The organism is Sorangium sp. So ce128 (assembly GCF_051525245.1).
GTDB classification, from domain to species: Bacteria; Myxococcota_A; Polyangia; order Polyangiales; family Polyangiaceae; genus Sorangium; species Sorangium cellulosum_B.
The window spans coordinates 4,444,292-4,459,867 of record NZ_CP150313.1; the positions used below are offsets into that span (position 1 = coordinate 4,444,292).

Here is a 15,576-nt window from a genome sequence, read left to right on the forward strand (position 1 = left end):
CCGGTTCGCGCCGAGCGCCCCCTTGCGCAGCCGCGAAGCGCCATGGCCTGGACGCGACGTGCCCAGCAGCTAGCCTCATCGCATGTCCGACCTGCTCGTCAACATCGATGTGCCGGCGCTCGATCCTGCCATCGCGTTCTACACGCGTGCGTTCGGCTTGCGCGTCGGGCGGCGCTTTGGTGCTTCCGGGATCGAGCTCCTCGGCGCGGCGGCTCCCATCTACCTCCTGGTGAAGCCGGCCGGCAGCGAGCCTGCCGCCGGTGCGTCCCCGCGCGACTACCGGCGTCACTGGACGCCGGTCCACCTCGATTTCGTGGTCGACGATCTCGAGGCCGCCGCGCGCCGCGCGCAGGAGGCAGGCGCGGTCCCCGAAGCCGAGATCGAGGTGGCCGCGTGGGGGCGCATGCTCCGCCTGGCCGATCCCTTCGGCCACGGCGTCTGCCTCCTCCAGTTCAGCGGCCGCGGCTACGACGAGATGGTCTCGCCCGGCTGAGCGCGCGGAGGCTACGCGGGGCAGTCGCCCTCGGCGAGATCACATGTCCTCCCGCCCCGCGCCGGCGCAGGGCCCTGGGGTCTGCTTCCCGCGCAGGTAGCGCTCGAGCAGCTGCACGAGCTCCTCGGCCAGCGCGCCGGAGCGCACGTCGTCGGGCCGCTCGACGATCGCCTGATGCACGACCGCGTGCGCCGCGGTCTGCATCATCCACCACGCGAGCTCCACGTCCGGCGCCGGGCAGCCCCACGCCGAGAGCAGCTGCTTTGCCTCCTCGAGCAGGAAGCCCTCGCTCGCCGCGGACCGGGTCGCCTTGATGCGCGGCATCTGCTCCAGGAACACGCGGTGCAGCTCGGGCTCCACGGCGTGGGCGGCGATGCCGGCCTCCACGATCGTCCGGACCACCCGATCGGGCGACTGCCCCTGATGCGCTGCGAGCACCGCGGCCGCGGCCGCGCGGCCCTGCTCGATGTGCCGGCGGTGGAGCTCGGCCACGAGCGCCTCCTTGCCCGGAAAGAACTGGTACAGCGACGCGACGTTCACCCCGGCCCGCTGGGCCACGCGGTTCGTCGTCAGCCGCGCGTACCCGTCCCGGACCAGAATGTAAGCCGTCGCCTGCAGGAGCGCCTCGACCGTGGCGCGCGACCGGTGCTGCGTCGGCTGTTTCCTCGGCGTGGCAGCGTCCCGCTTGCGCATGGATCCATGCTGGCAGAACACAAGCTGACGAGGCAAGCGACAGCTTCCAAGATGGGGTGACTTCACCTGACAGGAGACAGCCAATGAATCCGTCGCTGAGCACGCATGTCCTCATCGCGGGGGCGGGGCCCACCGGCCTGACCCTCGCGTGCGATCTGGCCCGCCGCGGCGTGGCGTGCCGCATCGTCGACAAGGCACCAGCCCATTTCGCCGGCTCTCGCGGGAAAGGCGTGCAGCCGCGCACCCTCGAGGTCCTCGACGATCTCGGGGTGGTCGACGCGGCGATGGCCGCCGGAGCCCCTTACCCGCTGATCCGCGCCTACGACGGCGGCGCGGTGCTGGGCGACTGGGCCATGTTCGAGCGGCGCGCGACGACGCCGGACGTGCCCTATCCGAACATCCTGCTCCTCGGGCAATGGCGGACGGAGGAGATCCTGCGCGCCCGGCTCGCGGAGCACGGCGTCCGTGTCGAGCTCGCCACCGAGCTGGCCGGCTTCGAGCAGGACGGCGACGGCGTGACCGCCACGCTGATCCGGGCGGGCGAGACGGAGCGGGTCCGCGCCGGCTACCTCGTCGGCGCGGACGGGGGGCGCAGCTTCGTGCGGCGCGCGCTCGGCGTCGGCTTTCAGGGGGAGACGCTGGAGGCGGACCGGGCGCTCGTGGGCGACGTCCGCGCCGACGGGCTGGACCGCGAGCGCTGGCACGCCTGGCCGAAAGCGCGCGGCGGCCCGGTCGCGCTGTGCCCGTTGCCCGGCACCGAGCGCTTCCAGATCCTGATACCGATCGACGGCGACGAGGCGCCCGAGCTGACGGTGGAGGCCGTCGAGAGGCTGTTCCACGAGCGGACGGGGCGCTCGGATGTCCGGCTGCACGACGCGAGCTGGCTGTCGCTCTACCGGCCCAGCGTGCGGATGGTGGACCGGTACCGGGCCGGCCGGGTGTTCCTGGCCGGCGACGCCGCGCACGTGCACCCAGCGGCCGGCGGGCAGGGCCTGAACACCGGCATCCAGGACGCCTACAACCTCGGCTGGAAGCTCGGCCAGGTGCTGGCGGGAGCGCCCGCGGCGCTGCTCGACACCTACGAGGAGGAGAGGCTGCCGGTCGCCGCGGCGATGCTCGGCCTCACATCAAGGCTGCATCGCCGGACCACGGAGGGAACCCCGGGCGAGGTGCGGCGCGGCCCGGAGACGCAGCAGCTCGACATCAGCTACCGCGGGAGCTCGCTGGCCCGCGACGAGGCCCGCGACGATCACGGCGCGCCGGCGCGTGTCCTCGCCGGGGACCGAGCGCCCGATGCGCCCTGTCATGACGCCGAGGGCGCGCCCGTCCGCCTGTTCGATGTGTTCCGTGGCCCGCACTTCACGCTGCTCGCCTTCGGCGCGGCCCACGGGGACACGGTCGCCCGGGTGAACGCCCGGTACGGCCCCGCCGTGCACGCGCGCGCCGTGGTGCAGCCGGGGGAGCCAGCCGGTCGGCGCGCCCTCGTCGACACGGACAGGCACGCGCGCGCCGGCTACGACATCGACGGCGATGCGCTCGTGCTGGTCCGCCCGGACGGCTACATCGGATGGCGCGCTTCCTCCGGTACGCTCGAGCAGCTCGAAGACTTCCTTCGCCCGCTGGTCGGGTGATCGCGTTGTCCACCCGCGCGTTCGGCTTGCGCGGCGGGCAGCGCTTCGGCGTTTCCTTCGTCGCGCTGGCGGGTGGAGGGAAGAGCCTCCACTGCTGGCGGGTCCGAGCGCCAGCGCGAGCCTCGCGTCCCCCCGAGGAGGGTCGAGCGCCGCGCAAAAATGGGGTGCAAAGGCTCTCTCTGTGCCAGGCAAGGGCTTTGCTACGGCTGAGCTTGGCGGTACGCTGAATCCGATCGAGCTACCGCGCAGGCCACGCGACACCTCTCGAGATGGCGTCCCCTGACGCGACCGCGGGTTCCGCCCGCGCAGGAATGGACCGAGTCCCCGCACGCGCGCGCCCGCGAGATCCGCTCACACGCCCGCGCGACCCCAGAGAAAGGCAGCGAAGGAAGAACATGAACACCCGCTGGTTTGAACGAGTCCTTTTGGCCTTCACGATGACGCTCTCGGCCGGTTGCGCGGCCGAGGCGTCGAGCGAAGAGGAGCAGAGCGAGGTCGTGGGCGAGGCGGAGGAGGCGATATCGGTCTTCTCCTTCAGCCGGAGCGCGACCAACAACGCCACCGTGAACACGGCCAATTTCAACCTCAATATCAACCCGAGCAGGCGCGTGATGATCGGCACGACCGGCATCGTCGGCGCCAGCTCCTCGGGCGACACGTTCCTCCGCCTCTTCGACCTGAGCTCCGGGTCGCCCGTGCAGGTGGCCTCGGCGAACGACGGCCCCTCGGGGTCGATCTCGGCGCAGATCCGCTATACGACGTCGTCGACGGGCTGGCCCTTCCAGATCCGGGCCGGCTGTGACGGCTTCTCCTCGTGCAGCGGGACGGTCGCGATCGCGCGCGGCAAAGGCACCTTCTCGTACTCGAGGAGCAGCACGAACTACGCCACGACCAACTACGTCGACCAGGCGTACTTCTTCACCGCCGGAGAGACGATCTCCTTCGGCACCTGCGCGGCGGTGCTCTACGGGGCGAGCCGCTCGGGGATGTCGTACATCCGCCTCTTCGATCGCGACGGCGTCCAGGTCGCCGTGGACTCCGCCGAGACGATCGGCTGCTCCGAGATGCCGAAGACGACGCACGTCGCGGCGCTCTCGGATTACTACACCTTCCGCGCCGGCTGCGTCGGCAACGCCTCGTGCACCGCGACGGTGGCCGTCTACGCCGAGTGAGGCTCGACCAGCTCGCGGCAAGCAGCTTCCCTGTCAGATCCAGCCCACCGTTCGAGGCTACTTGCCCGCTTGCCGCCGGGCCCGCTCGGAACGCCGGAATTCCCGGACTCATGGACAGACGGTTATTGTCCGGTATTCGTGCGTCGGCGAAATCTGCGCCACCGCGCGGATCAAAACCCGCGCTGGCGGCATGGCGTGACGCCTGAGGCGCTGTAAGGTCTGCCCCGCCGTACAGCAAAGGAAGCACCTCGAAGGATGAACCGCCCGTCCGTCACCGCCGAGCCGTCCCCCGGAGCAGACCTCTCCATCGCCGGCGGGCGCGCGCATGGCTACCCGCGGCCGCAGCTCCGGCGCGCCGGGTGGGAATCACTCAACGGTACTTGGAGCTTCGCGCTCGATCCCGAGGCGCGCTTCCGGGGGCCCGCCGACGTCGGCTGGGAGGGCTTCATCGAGGTCCCCTTCGCGCCGGAGACCCCGCGGAGCGGCGTATGTGCGCGCGGCCTCTTCCGCGCCGTCTGGTACCGGCGCACCATCGCGGTGCCGGAGCTCCGCGGTGGAGAGCGGCTGATGCTGCACTTCGGAGCCGTCGACTACGACGCGACGGTCTGGATCGCGGGGAGCCGCGCGGCGCATCATGCCGGCGGCTACACCCCCTTCAGCGTCGACATCACCGACCTCGTCGGTTCGGCGCGCGCCGTCGAGATCGTCGTGCGCGCAGAGGACGATCCGCTCGACCTCGCCAAGCCGCGCGGCAAGCAGGATTGGCAGATCGAACCGCACTCCATCTGGTACCCGCGCACGACCGGCATCTGGCAGACGGTGTGGATGGAGCGCGTGCCCGCGAGCTCGATCGCGGCGCTCCGCTGGCAGTCGAGCCTCGACCGGTGGGAGCTCGATTTCTACGCCCGGATCGGCGGCGAGCGCCGGGACGGACTGCGGCTGCGCCTGCGCCTCACCGCGAACGGCGCGCTGCTCGCCGAGGACAGCTACGCCGTCGTGCTCGGCGAGGTCCACCGCCGGATCGCGCTCTCCGATCCGGGCATCGACGACTCGCGCAACCAGCTGCTCTGGAGCCCGGAGTCACCCACGCTCATCGAGGCCGAGATCGAGCTCGTCACCCGCGACGGCGAGACGATCGATCGCGTGCACAGCTACACCGCGCTCCGATCCATCGCGGTGCAGGGCGACCGCGTGGTGCTCAACGGGCGGCCCCTCGTGCTCCGAATGGTGCTCGATCAGGGCTACTGGCCCGAGACCGGGATGACCGCGCCCGACGACGACGCGCTCCGGCGCGACATCGAGCTCACGCGCGCCATGGGGTTCAACGGCGCACGGAAGCACCAGAAGATCGAGGATCCGCGCTATCTCTACTGGGCCGATCGGCTGGGCTTGCTCGTGTGGGAGGAGATGCCGAGCGCTTACCGCTTCACGCCCCTCTCGATCGAGCGCCTGACGCGCGAGTGGACGGAGGCGATCAACCGCGATTTCAGCCATCCGTGCGTCATCGCCTGGGTGCCCTTCAACGAGTCCTGGGGCGTGCCCAACTTGCCGGACAGCCCGCGCGAGCGGCACGGGGTCAAGGCGCTCTATCACCTCACCAAGACGCTCGACCCGACGCGCCCGGTGATCGGCAACGACGGCTGGGAGGCCGTGGCCACCGACATCATCGGTATTCATGACTACGATCCGGATCCGGCCCGGATCGCCCAGCGCTACGACGGCGGCGAGTGTCGCCCTCGGCTCTTCCGGCGCGAGCGCCCGGGCGGCCGCGTGCTCGTGCTCGACGGCCACTCGCGCAAGCTGGAGCACCCGATCGTGCTCTCGGAGATGGGCGGTATCGCGCTCCGCCGCCCCGGCACGTGGGGATACACCTCCGCCGACAACCCAGCGGCGCTGGAGCGGGCGTACGAGCGCCTCCTCGCCGTGGTGCGCGCGACACCGCTGCTCGCGGGCTTCTGCTACACGCAGCTCACCGATACCTACCAGGAGGCCAACGGGCTGCTTTACGCCGATCGGACGCCGAAATTCCTGATCGACGCCATCGCCGCCGCCACGCGCGGCCGGGCCGCCGGGCAGGTGCACCCCGACCCGATGGAGCTCGCGGAGTGCGCCGGCCCGCGCCAAGAAGGCATCATCATGGACGAGGTGATCGCCGGGGAGGAGTGATGTTCAAACGGAGCCTCGCCAAACCGGACGGTTGAAAGGCGGCCGAGCTCCGCGATGGAGGTGGCCCTCGGGCGATCGAGCGGGCTATCTTCGGCGGCGCGGTGGTGATCCTCGCGAAGCGCGGATCCGGTTGCGCCGTGGCCGAGCGCGTTGCGCGCGCGTACGACGCCCGATCCGGGTTCACCCCGAGGGTGCTCATCTCGAGGGCGTGAGCACTCGCTCGCGAGCTCTGCTGTTCATGACACGTACTTCCCGTTAGGTACGTTCCTTGTATTGCCCCTCCCAGGCGGCACGCTCGTGCACATCAGCCGCGCCGCGGCCGCCATCGAGGAGGACAAGCATGAGCCCGAAACGGCGGCCGGACGTCGTCTGCTTCTCGCACCTGCGCTGGAGCTTCGTCTTCCAGCGCCCGCAGCACCTCCTCTCGCGCTGCGCGCGCACGCGACGCGTGTTCTTCTTCGAGGAGCCGGTGTGGAGCGACGGGCCGCCGCGGATCGAGGCCGCGCACGTCGATCGCCACGGCGTGCGCGTCGTCACGCCGCACCTGCCGCCAGGCCTCGACGACGCGCGGATCCACGCGTTACAGCGCGATCTCGTCGACGCCATGCTCGATCGCTTCGGCATCGACGATCACGTGCTCTGGTACTACACGCCGATGGCGCTCCTGTTCTCGCGGCACCTCGCGGCCAGCGCGGTCGTGTACGACTGCATGGACGAGCTCTCCGCGTTCGCCGGCGCCCCGCCCGCGCTCAAGCATCACGAGGCCGAGCTGCTCCGCCGCGCCGACGTGGTCTTCACGGGAGGGCGCAGCCTCTACGAGTCCAAGAGGGCGCTGCACGCGAACGTGCACCTGCTCCCGAGCAGCGTCGACATCGCCCACTTCTCGGCGGCGCGCCGGCCGCTCGCGCCACCCGCCGATCAGGCCACGATTCCGGGCCCGCGGCTCGGTTACTTCGGCGTCATCGACGAGCGCATGGATCTCGATCTCATCGCCGGCGTGGCCGCCGCCCGGCCTGGGTGGCACCTCGTCTTCGTCGGTCCGGTCGTGAAGATCGATCCGGCGAGCCTGCCGCGCGCGCCCAACATTCACTATCTAGGCAAGAAGACCTACGAGGAGTTGCCCGCCTACCTCGCGGGCTGGGACGTGGCGCTCCTTCCGTTCGCGCGCAACGAGGCCACGCGCTTCATCAGCCCCACCAAGACGCCGGAGTACCTCGCGGGCGGCAAGCCCGTCGTCTCCACGTCGATCCGCGATGTCGTCCGGCCCTACGGCGAGCTCGGCCTCGCGCGCATCGCCGACACCGCGGGCGATTTCGTGGCCGCCGTCGAGGCGTACCTCGCCGAGGATCACGCCGCGCGGCTCTCGCGGGCCGACGCGCTGCTCGCACAGGGATCGTGGGACGCGACATGGTCGAAGATCGAGAATCTCCTCGACGGCGTGCTGAGGGTGGGCCGGCGCCCGGCGGCGCGGCAGGGCGCCGATGTTTGACTATCTCATCGTCGGCGCCGGCTTCGCCGGCTGCGTGCTCGCCGAGCGGCTCGCGCGCGGCTCGGGCAAGAAGGTGGTGCTCTGCGATGTCCGCCCGCACATCGGCGGCAACGCCTATGATCACCACGACGCCGCCGGCGTCCTGGTGCACAGGTACGGCCCCCACGTCTTCCACACCAACTCGCGGGAGGTCTTCGAGTACCTCTCGCAGTTCACCGCGTGGCGCCCGTACCAGCACCGCGTGCGCGCCTGGGTGGACGGGCAGCTCGTCCCCATCCCCATCAACCTCGACACGATCAACCAGCTCTACGGCCTGCGCCTGAGCGCGCCCGAGGTGGAGGCGTTCCTCGCCTCCCGGGCCGTGCGACGCGAGCAGATCCGTACCAGCGAGGACGTGATCGTCAGCAAGGTCGGCGTCGAGCTCTACGAGAAGTTCTTCAAGCACTACACCCGGAAGCAGTGGGGACTCGACCCGTCCGAGCTCGACGCCGCCGTGACCGCGCGCGTGCCGGTGCGGAGCAATCGCGACGATCGGTACTTCACCGACACCTACCAGGCCATGCCGCTCCACGGCTTCACGCGCATGTTCGAGCGGATGGTCGATCACCCGAACATCAAGATCTTGCTCAACGCCTCGTTTCGCGAGATGCAGAGCGAGATCCCTCATCGCGAGGTGATCTTCACCGGCCCCGTCGACGCCTTCTTCGACTATCGCTTCGGAAAGCTGCCGTATCGATCCCTGGAGTTCCACTTCGAGACCAAGGATCAAGAGAGGTACCAGGACGCGCCGGTCATCAACTATCCGAACGAGAACCCCTATACCCGGGTCACCGAGTTCAAGTACCTCACGGGCCAGGTGCACCCGAAGACGACCATCGTCTACGAGATCCCGAAGGGCGAGGGCGATCCGTATTACCCCGTGCCGCGGCCGGAGAACGCCGCCCTCTACCGCAGGTACGAGGAGCTCGCCAAGGAGACGCCCGGCGTCCACTTCGCCGGGCGGCTCGGGACCTATCGCTACTACAACATGGACCAGGTGGTGGCGCAGGCGCTCACCCTCTATGCCAAGCTAGCCGGCGTGCCGAACCGACAGCTCGCCGCGGCCAAGGCGGCTTGAGCATGGTGGACGAGGCGAGGGCGCCCCTCGAGATCTGGGGCGGCGTGGAGTGCACGGTCAACCGCGTCGGCGACGTGGTTCACCACCAGCTCGATCGGAGCGGGCACGCGCGCCGCCTCGATGATCTCGAACACTTCGCCGCGCTCGGGATCCAGGCGCTGCGCATGCCCGTGCTCTGGGAGCGGACGGCGCCCGATCGGCCGGAGCGCCTGGACTTCGGCTGGGCCGACGCGCGGATCGAGCGGCTTCGCGCGCTCGATGTGCGGCCCATCATCGGGCTCGTCCACCACGGCAGCGGCCCGCGTTACACGAGCCTCGTCGATCCGGGCTTCTCCGAGGGGCTCGCCCGCTTCGCCCGCGCGGTGGCCGAGCGCTATCCGTGGGTCACCGACTGGACGCCGGTGAACGAGCCGCTCACGACGGCCCGCTTCTCGGGCCTCTACGGGCATTGGTACCCGCACGGCCGCGATCCGCGCACGTTCGTGCGCGCGCTGCTCACCGAGTGCCGCGCGATCGCGCTCGCCATGCGCGCCATCCGGGAGGTGATCCCCCGCGCGCGCCTGATCCAGACCGAGGATGTCGGCAAGACGACGAGCACGCCGCTGCTCGCCTACCAGGCCGAGCACGAGAATCACCGGCGCTGGCTCAGCTTCGATCTGCTCACGGGGCGCGTGGACGGCGATCACCCGCTGTTTCCGCTGCTCCTCGGGTGGGGCGCCTCGCCCGCCGAGCTCGCGTGGTTCGTCGAGGATCCATGTCCGCCGGACATCCTCGGCATCAACTACTACATCACGAGCGAGCGATTCCTCGACGAGCGGCTGGCCTCTTACCCCGCCTGGTCGCACGGCGGAAACGGCAAGCACGCGTATGCCGATGTCGAGGCCGTGCGCGCGGTCGCCGAGGGCATCGACGGGCACCGCGCGCGGCTCCAGGAGGTCTGGGATCGCTACCGCCGGCCCGTGGCGATCAGCGAGGTGCACCTCGGCGGGCCGCGCGAGGAGCAGCTTCGCTGGCTTGTCGAGGCGTTCCGCGCCGCGGAGGCGGCGCGCGCGGCGGGCGCGGACGTGCGCGCGGTCACCGCGTGGTCGCTGCTCGGCTGCTTCGACTGGAGCTGCCTCGTCACCGAGGAGCGCGGGCACTACGAGCCGGGCGTGTTCGATGTGCGCGGCCCCGAGCCGCGGCCCACGGCGCTCGCGCGGCTGGTCTCCGCGCTCGCGCGCGGCGATCGCTTCGATCACCCCGTGCTCGCCCCGCCGGGCTGGTGGCGGCGCCCGGAGCGGCTGACGTACGGTCCGGTCGCGGCCGCCGCGCCCGCGCCCGAGGCTGCCGCCGCCGGCCCGCCCATCCTGATCACCGGCGCGAAGGGGACGCTCGGCCGCGCGTTCGCGCGCCTGTGCGCGCTGCGCGGCCTGCCCCATCGCACGATCGGGCGCGATGAGATGGACATCGCCGATCCCGCGTCGGTCGAGCGCGCCCTCGATCGGTTCGCCCCGTGGGCCGTCGTCAACACGGCGGGGTTCGTGCGTGTCGACGAGGCCGAGCGCGAGCCGCACCGCTGCGAGCGCGAGAACGCGCTGGGGCCCGCCGTGCTCGCGATCGCGTGTCGCCGGCGTGACGCGCGGCTCGTGACCTTCTCGGCCGATCTGGTCTTCGACGGCGCGCAGCGCTCGCCGTACGTGGAGACCGATCCCGCGCGGCCGCTCAACGTCTACGGCCGAAGCAAGGCGACGGCCGAGTGGAACGTCCTGGCGATCCTCCCGGAGGCGCTGGTGGTGCGCACCGCCGCGTTCTTCGGTCCCTGGGACGAAGCGAACTTCGTCGGCGCCGCGCTGCGCGCCCTCGGCGAGGGCCGGAGCTTCCACGCGGCCGACGACGTGATCGTCTCGCCGACCTACGTCCCGGATCTCGTGCACGTGACCCTCGATCTGCTGATCGACGGCGAGCGCGGCATCTGGCACCTCGCCAACCGGGACGCCACGAGCTGGGCGGAGCTCGCCTCGCGCAGCGCGGCGCTCGCGCGCGTCCCCGCGACGCGGCTCGTGCGCTGCCCGAGCCGCGCGCTCGGCCTGGCCGCGCCGCGCCCGCGGTACAGCGCGCTCGGGAGCGGCCGCGGGCTCTTGTTGCCGTCGCTCGACGACGCGCTCGCGCGCTACGTCGCGGAGCGTGACCCCCGGCCACAAAGTTAGGAGGTTTCATGCGCATCCTGGTCACCGGCGGAGCCGTCTACATTGGCAGCGTGATCACCGAAGAGCTCGTCGCGCGCGGTCACGACGTCGCGGATCTGGCCGAGATCCTCGGCTCGGCGTTCAGCTGGGTGCTCGCCCGGCGACGCGAAGGCGGCGCCCGCCCGGCAGCTTGATCTCGCCCACGCCGCGGTTCACGAGCAGCGGCGCCGAGGAGGCGGAAGCGTGGCCGCGATCGCGTTCGAGCATGTGTACAAGCGCTACCAGGGGAGCGCGCCCATCGTGGAGGACCTGTCGCTGCGCATCGAGGACGGCGAGCTCCTCGTGCTCGTCGGGCCTTCCGGGTGCGGCAAGTCGACAACGCTCCGGATGATCGCGGGCCTCGAGGACGTCGACGGCGGGACGCTCTCCATCGGCGGCCGCGTGGTCAACGACGTGCCCCCGAAGCAGCGCGACGTCGCCATGGTCTTCCAGAGCTACGCGCTCTACCCGCACATGACGTGCTTCGAGAACATGGCGTTCTCGCTCGCGCTCCGCCGCGTGCCGCGCGACGAGGTGAAGCGCCGCGTGGAGGCCACGGCGCGCGCGCTGGCGATCGATCACCTCCTCGAGCGCAAGCCGCGGGCTCTCTCGGGCGGCCAGCAGCAGCGCGTGGCCATCGGGCGCGCCATCGTGCGCGAGCCGGGCGTGCTGCTCATGGACGAGCCGCTCTCGAACCTCGACGCCGCGCTGCGCAGCTCGATGCGCGCCGAGCTCCGCCGCCTGCATCGTCGCCTCGGGACGACGCTCGTGTACGTGACCCACGATCAGACGGAGGCGCTCACCCTCGGGGAGCGGATCGCCGTCCTCCGCGGAGGCGCGCTCCTCCAGCACGACAGCCCGCAGCAGCTCTACGACCGGCCGGCCAACGTCTTCGTCGCGACGTTCATCGGCGCACCCCCGATGAACCTGATCCCCGCCGAGCTCCGCCTCGACGGCCCGACCTCGGTGCTCTCGGCGCCCAGCGTGCGGCTCGCGCTGCCGAGGACGCCGGAGCACCGCGAGGGCCGGGTGATCGCCGGCGTCCGGCCCGAGCACCTCGGCCCGGCGCCCGCCGGCGCGTCGCTCGGCGTGCAGGGCGATGTCGAGGTGGTCGAAGCGATGGGGTTCGAGTCGTACGTCCACCTGCGCGTCGGCGACGCCGCGATCGTGTCCCGCTGGTTGGATCGCGGCACGACGCCGGCCGTCGGCGCGCGCGTGACGCTGGCCGCCGCGCCGGAGCACGTCCACCTGTTCGATCCGCGCACCGAGGAGCGGGTCTGAGGTGGCCCGTCGCGCGCTCTGGCTCGTGGTCTGGTGCGCGTCCATCTCGCCCGCCGGATGCGCCTCGAAGGCCGATCCCCCCTCGCACGTCGCGCGCACCACCATCACCTTCGTCGGCTGGGGGATGCCGGAGGAGCGGGCCATCATGCGGTCGGCGCTCGCCGCCTTCGAGCGGATCCACCCCGAGATCCACGTCGAGTACACGCAGGTGCCCGGCGTCGGCTACGACTACCTCAACAAGCTCCGGCTGATGATCGTGGCGAAGCGCGCGCCCGATGTCTTCTACGTGCCCGACGGCGCGTTCGGTGAGATGGTCAGTCAGGGCGTCTTGCGCGACATCGACGGCCTCGTGCAGGAGAGTCGGACCCTCGACCTCGCCGACATCTGGCCGACCGCCCTGGACCGCTACCGCTGGAATGGCCGCGTCCTCCACGAGGGCAGCCTCTACGCGCTGCCGAAGGACATCGGCCCCACGGTGCTCTACTACAACAAGGACGCGCTGCGCCGCCGCGGCGTCCCCGCGCCGGATCCCGAGGTGCCGATGACCTGGGACCAGGCCATCGCTGCCTTTCGCGCGCTCACGTACCGCGAAGGGTATGTCCAGCACTGGGGGATCAGCGGATATCCCTATGAAGCCGCGGTGTGGTCCGCGGGCGGCGAGATCGTGGACGCGCCGCCGCGCCGGTGGCTCATGGACTCCGACGTGTCGATGGACGCGGTGCAGTGGTGCGCGGATCTGGCCCTCCGCCATCACGTGGCGCCCAACCTCGCCCGCAGCGGCGGCGCCGGGCAGAGCGAGCTCTTCGAGGCCGGGCTCGCCGCCATGCACATCGATGGTCGCTGGATGGTCCCGCGTTATCGCCGGATGCGCTTCGACTGGGATGTCGCGCCCGTGCCGGTCCCGAAGCCGGGCATGACCTCGGTGAGCTGGTCGGGCTCCGTGGGGCTCGCCGTCAGCGCCGCGAGCCGGCGCATCGCCGAGGCGTTCACGTTGATCGAGTACCTGGCCGGCCCCGAGGGACAACGCGAGCTGGCCCGATCCGGGCTCCAGGTGCCCAATCAGCGATCGGTCGCCGCGACCGCCGCCTTCCTCCAGCCCGGGCAGCGGCCGGCCCACGCCGAGGTCTTCCTGCGCGCCGCCGAGACGAGCCGTCCGAGCCCCGAGACCGAGCTGCCCAACGCCTTCTGGCACGAGGTCTTCTCGAGCTTCATCCCCCAGGTCTGGCGCGGCGAACGGCGCGCGCGCGAGCTGCTCCCGGCCCTCGCGCCGGTCGTCGAGCAAACCATGCGGGAGAACAACCCCGGACCGGAGGCAGCGCGTTGAAGAAGCAGATACCGCGCGCCCGCGCCGAGGCGCGCTGGGGTTGTGCGTTCGTGGCGGTCCCCGTGCTCGGCTTCGTCGTATTCGCGCTCGGCCCGATGCTGGCGTCGCTCTATCTGAGCTTCACCCGCTTCGAGGTGCTCACGCCGCCGCGCTGGGTCGGCCTCGATAACTACGCTCGCCTCTTCGCCCGGGATTTCTTCGTCTGGCGGACGCTCGCCAACACGGCCTTTTACCTCCTCGGCATCCCGATCGGCATCGCCATCTCCCTCTTGCTCGCGCTCCTGTTGAACCAGAAGCTCAGGCTGGAGGGGTTCTTCCGCACCGTCTTTTTCATCCCCTCCGTGTGCTCGATCGTGGCCGCGGCGCTGCTCTGGAAGTGGATCTACAACGCCGATTACGGGCTCATCAACACGTACCTCCGCGCCCTCGGCGTCGCCGACCCCCCCGGGTGGCTCTCGAGCCCGCACCTGGTCAAGCCCGCGCTCGTCGTGATGGGGATCTGGAGCGGGCTCGGCTACAACATGGTCCTCTTCCTGGCCGCGCTCCAGGGCGTGCCGCGATCGCTCCTCGAGGCCGCGGAGCTCGACGGGGCGAACGCCTGGCAGCGCTTCCGGCACGTGACCCTGCCGGCCATCAGCCCGATGACGTTCTTCATCGCCGTCACCAGCGTCATCGGCGGGCTGCAGAGCTTCGATCAGGTCTACGTGATGACGCGCGGCGGCCCGGAGTTCCGCTCGGCGACGTTCATGCTCTATCTCTACCTCACCGGCTTTCAGTACTTCCAGATGGGTTATGCGTCGGCGATGGCCTGGGTGCTCGGCGCGCTCGTGATGATCGTGACCGTGCTCCAGTTCCGCCTCGCCCGGCGCTGGGTGCACGATGAGTAGCGGCCGGAGGTCCCGAGAGCGCCGCGCGCTCCGGCTCCTCTCCTACGCCGTCCTCGCGCTGGTGGCCGTCTTCGTGCTCGCGCCCTTCGCGTTCATGATCAGCACCAGCGTGAAGCCGGCGGACGAGATCTACGCGGTCCCGATCCGCTGGATCCCGGCCCGCCCGACGCTCGCCAACTACCGGCAAGCCTTCGCCGAGATCGACATCCTCCGCGGCACCTGGAACACGCTCCTCATCGCCGTCCCCTCCACCCTCGGCGGTCTCCTCACCGCCTCGTTCGCCGGCTACGCCTTTGCGAAGCTCCGTTTTCCTGGGCGTGACGCGATCTTCGCCGCGCTCCTGTCGACGATGATGCTGCCCGGCGTGGTCACGTTGATCCCGCAGTTCGTGGGCTTCGCCCGGATCGGCTGGATCGACACCTACTATCCGCTCATCGTGCCGGGCGCGACGGGCAGCGCGGTCGCGATCTTCCTGATGCGGCAGTACTTCGCGAGCATTCCGGACGAGCTCATCGAGGCCGCGACGCTGGATGGCGCGAACCCTTTCCAGACGTTCACGCGGGTGGTCTTCCCCCTCGCCGGGCCGGCCGTCGCGACGCTCGCGGTCCTCGGGCTCAAGGCCGCCTGGAACGACTACTTCGGGCCGCTCGTCTACATCACCTCTCCGCAGAAGATGAACATCCAGCAGATGATCGCCGGCACCCAGAACGCCTACGGCGGCGAGCCGGCCGTGCTCATGGCGGGCGCCTCCCTCGCGATGTTGCCGCTCGTGGTGCTCTTCCTGTTCGCGCAGCGGTACTTCGTGGAGGGGCTCGCGCGGACCGGGCTCAAGCGCTGAACCACGACCTCGCCCGGAAAGCCGACCCCCTTCGGCGAGCCCTGGCACGCTCCCCGTCCTGCGCATCCCCCGCCAGCCGAGCGGTGATCGCGCTGGACCGCCGCCGCACGGCCCTGGGGCCGCGGCGCGAGAGCATCCGCCAGGTCTGCAAGCGACGATCTCAGGATCGAAATCTTCAGGGGCTCCCTTACGGGTAAGTCCTTGAAACAAGTACGGATAAGCCCTGGCCCGTGTCCTGCTAAGTAACCACGGCAGAGCGCCCGTGACGGCTTCCCCCCCCC

Annotated in this window: 13 protein-coding genes; 12 read left to right on the plus strand and 1 reads right to left on the minus strand. The window is 70.8% G+C overall.

What is annotated here, in order from left to right:
- Positions 1 to 82 precede the first annotated feature (82 nt).
- A complete protein-coding gene (locus WME82_RS17005; protein ID WP_438043673.1) occupies positions 83 to 493 on the plus strand; it encodes a VOC family protein in 411 nt (136 codons plus the stop codon).
- Between the two features lie 39 nt (positions 494 to 532).
- Here the strand turns inward: WME82_RS17005 and WME82_RS17010 are convergent, their stop codons facing one another.
- Positions 533 to 1,186 (minus strand): TetR/AcrR family transcriptional regulator, encoded by a 654-nt coding sequence (locus tag WME82_RS17010; protein ID WP_438043674.1) that lies wholly within the window; start codon positions 1,184 to 1,186, stop codon positions 533 to 535.
- A gap of 83 nt (positions 1,187 to 1,269) precedes the next feature.
- Between WME82_RS17010 and WME82_RS17015 the strand changes: the two genes are divergently transcribed.
- From WME82_RS17015 to WME82_RS17065, 11 genes are all read left to right on the plus strand, one after another.
- On the plus strand, positions 1,270 to 2,817 hold the full coding sequence (locus tag WME82_RS17015) for an FAD-dependent oxidoreductase (RefSeq protein WP_438043675.1): 1,548 nt from the start codon (positions 1,270 to 1,272) through the stop codon (positions 2,815 to 2,817).
- Between the two features lie 395 nt (positions 2,818 to 3,212).
- Positions 3,213 to 3,989: a hypothetical protein gene (locus tag WME82_RS17020; protein WP_438043676.1), complete on the plus strand. Its 777-nt coding sequence runs from the start codon at positions 3,213 to 3,215 to the stop codon at positions 3,987 to 3,989.
- Between the two features lie 255 nt (positions 3,990 to 4,244).
- Positions 4,245 to 6,155, plus strand: coding sequence for a glycoside hydrolase family 2 protein (locus WME82_RS17025; RefSeq protein WP_438043677.1), 1,911 nt, complete (start codon positions 4,245 to 4,247; stop codon positions 6,153 to 6,155).
- Positions 6,156 to 6,495: 340 nt separating this feature from the next.
- Positions 6,496 to 7,644, plus strand: coding sequence for a glycosyltransferase family 1 protein (locus WME82_RS17030; RefSeq protein WP_438043678.1), 1,149 nt, complete (start codon positions 6,496 to 6,498; stop codon positions 7,642 to 7,644).
- Positions 7,637 to 8,761, plus strand: coding sequence for a UDP-galactopyranose mutase (gene glf, locus WME82_RS17035; RefSeq protein ID WP_437872394.1), 1,125 nt, complete (start codon positions 7,637 to 7,639; stop codon positions 8,759 to 8,761). Before WME82_RS17030 ends, glf begins: the two co-directional genes overlap by 8 nt.
- A gap of 2 nt (positions 8,762 to 8,763) precedes the next feature.
- Positions 8,764 to 10,947 (plus strand): family 1 glycosylhydrolase, encoded by a 2,184-nt coding sequence (locus tag WME82_RS17040; RefSeq protein ID WP_438043679.1) that lies wholly within the window; start codon positions 8,764 to 8,766, stop codon positions 10,945 to 10,947.
- Positions 10,948 to 10,955: 8 nt separating this feature from the next.
- Positions 10,956 to 11,120, plus strand: coding sequence for a hypothetical protein (locus WME82_RS17045; protein ID WP_437746522.1), 165 nt, complete (start codon positions 10,956 to 10,958; stop codon positions 11,118 to 11,120).
- Positions 11,121 to 11,169: 49 nt separating this feature from the next.
- On the plus strand, positions 11,170 to 12,246 hold the full coding sequence (locus WME82_RS17050; RefSeq protein ID WP_438043680.1) for an ABC transporter ATP-binding protein: 1,077 nt from the start codon (positions 11,170 to 11,172) through the stop codon (positions 12,244 to 12,246).
- Position 12,247: 1 nt separating this feature from the next.
- Positions 12,248 to 13,570 (plus strand): ABC transporter substrate-binding protein, encoded by a 1,323-nt coding sequence (locus WME82_RS17055; RefSeq protein WP_438043681.1) that lies wholly within the window; start codon positions 12,248 to 12,250, stop codon positions 13,568 to 13,570.
- Positions 13,567 to 14,457: a carbohydrate ABC transporter permease gene (locus WME82_RS17060; RefSeq protein ID WP_438043682.1), complete on the plus strand. Its 891-nt coding sequence runs from the start codon at positions 13,567 to 13,569 to the stop codon at positions 14,455 to 14,457. The genes WME82_RS17055 and WME82_RS17060 overlap by 4 nt, the downstream gene beginning before the upstream one ends.
- Positions 14,450 to 15,295, plus strand: a complete 846-nt coding sequence (locus WME82_RS17065) for a carbohydrate ABC transporter permease (protein WP_437746526.1) — start codon at positions 14,450 to 14,452, stop codon at positions 15,293 to 15,295. The genes WME82_RS17060 and WME82_RS17065 overlap by 8 nt, the downstream gene beginning before the upstream one ends.
- Positions 15,296 to 15,576 lie beyond the last annotated feature (281 nt).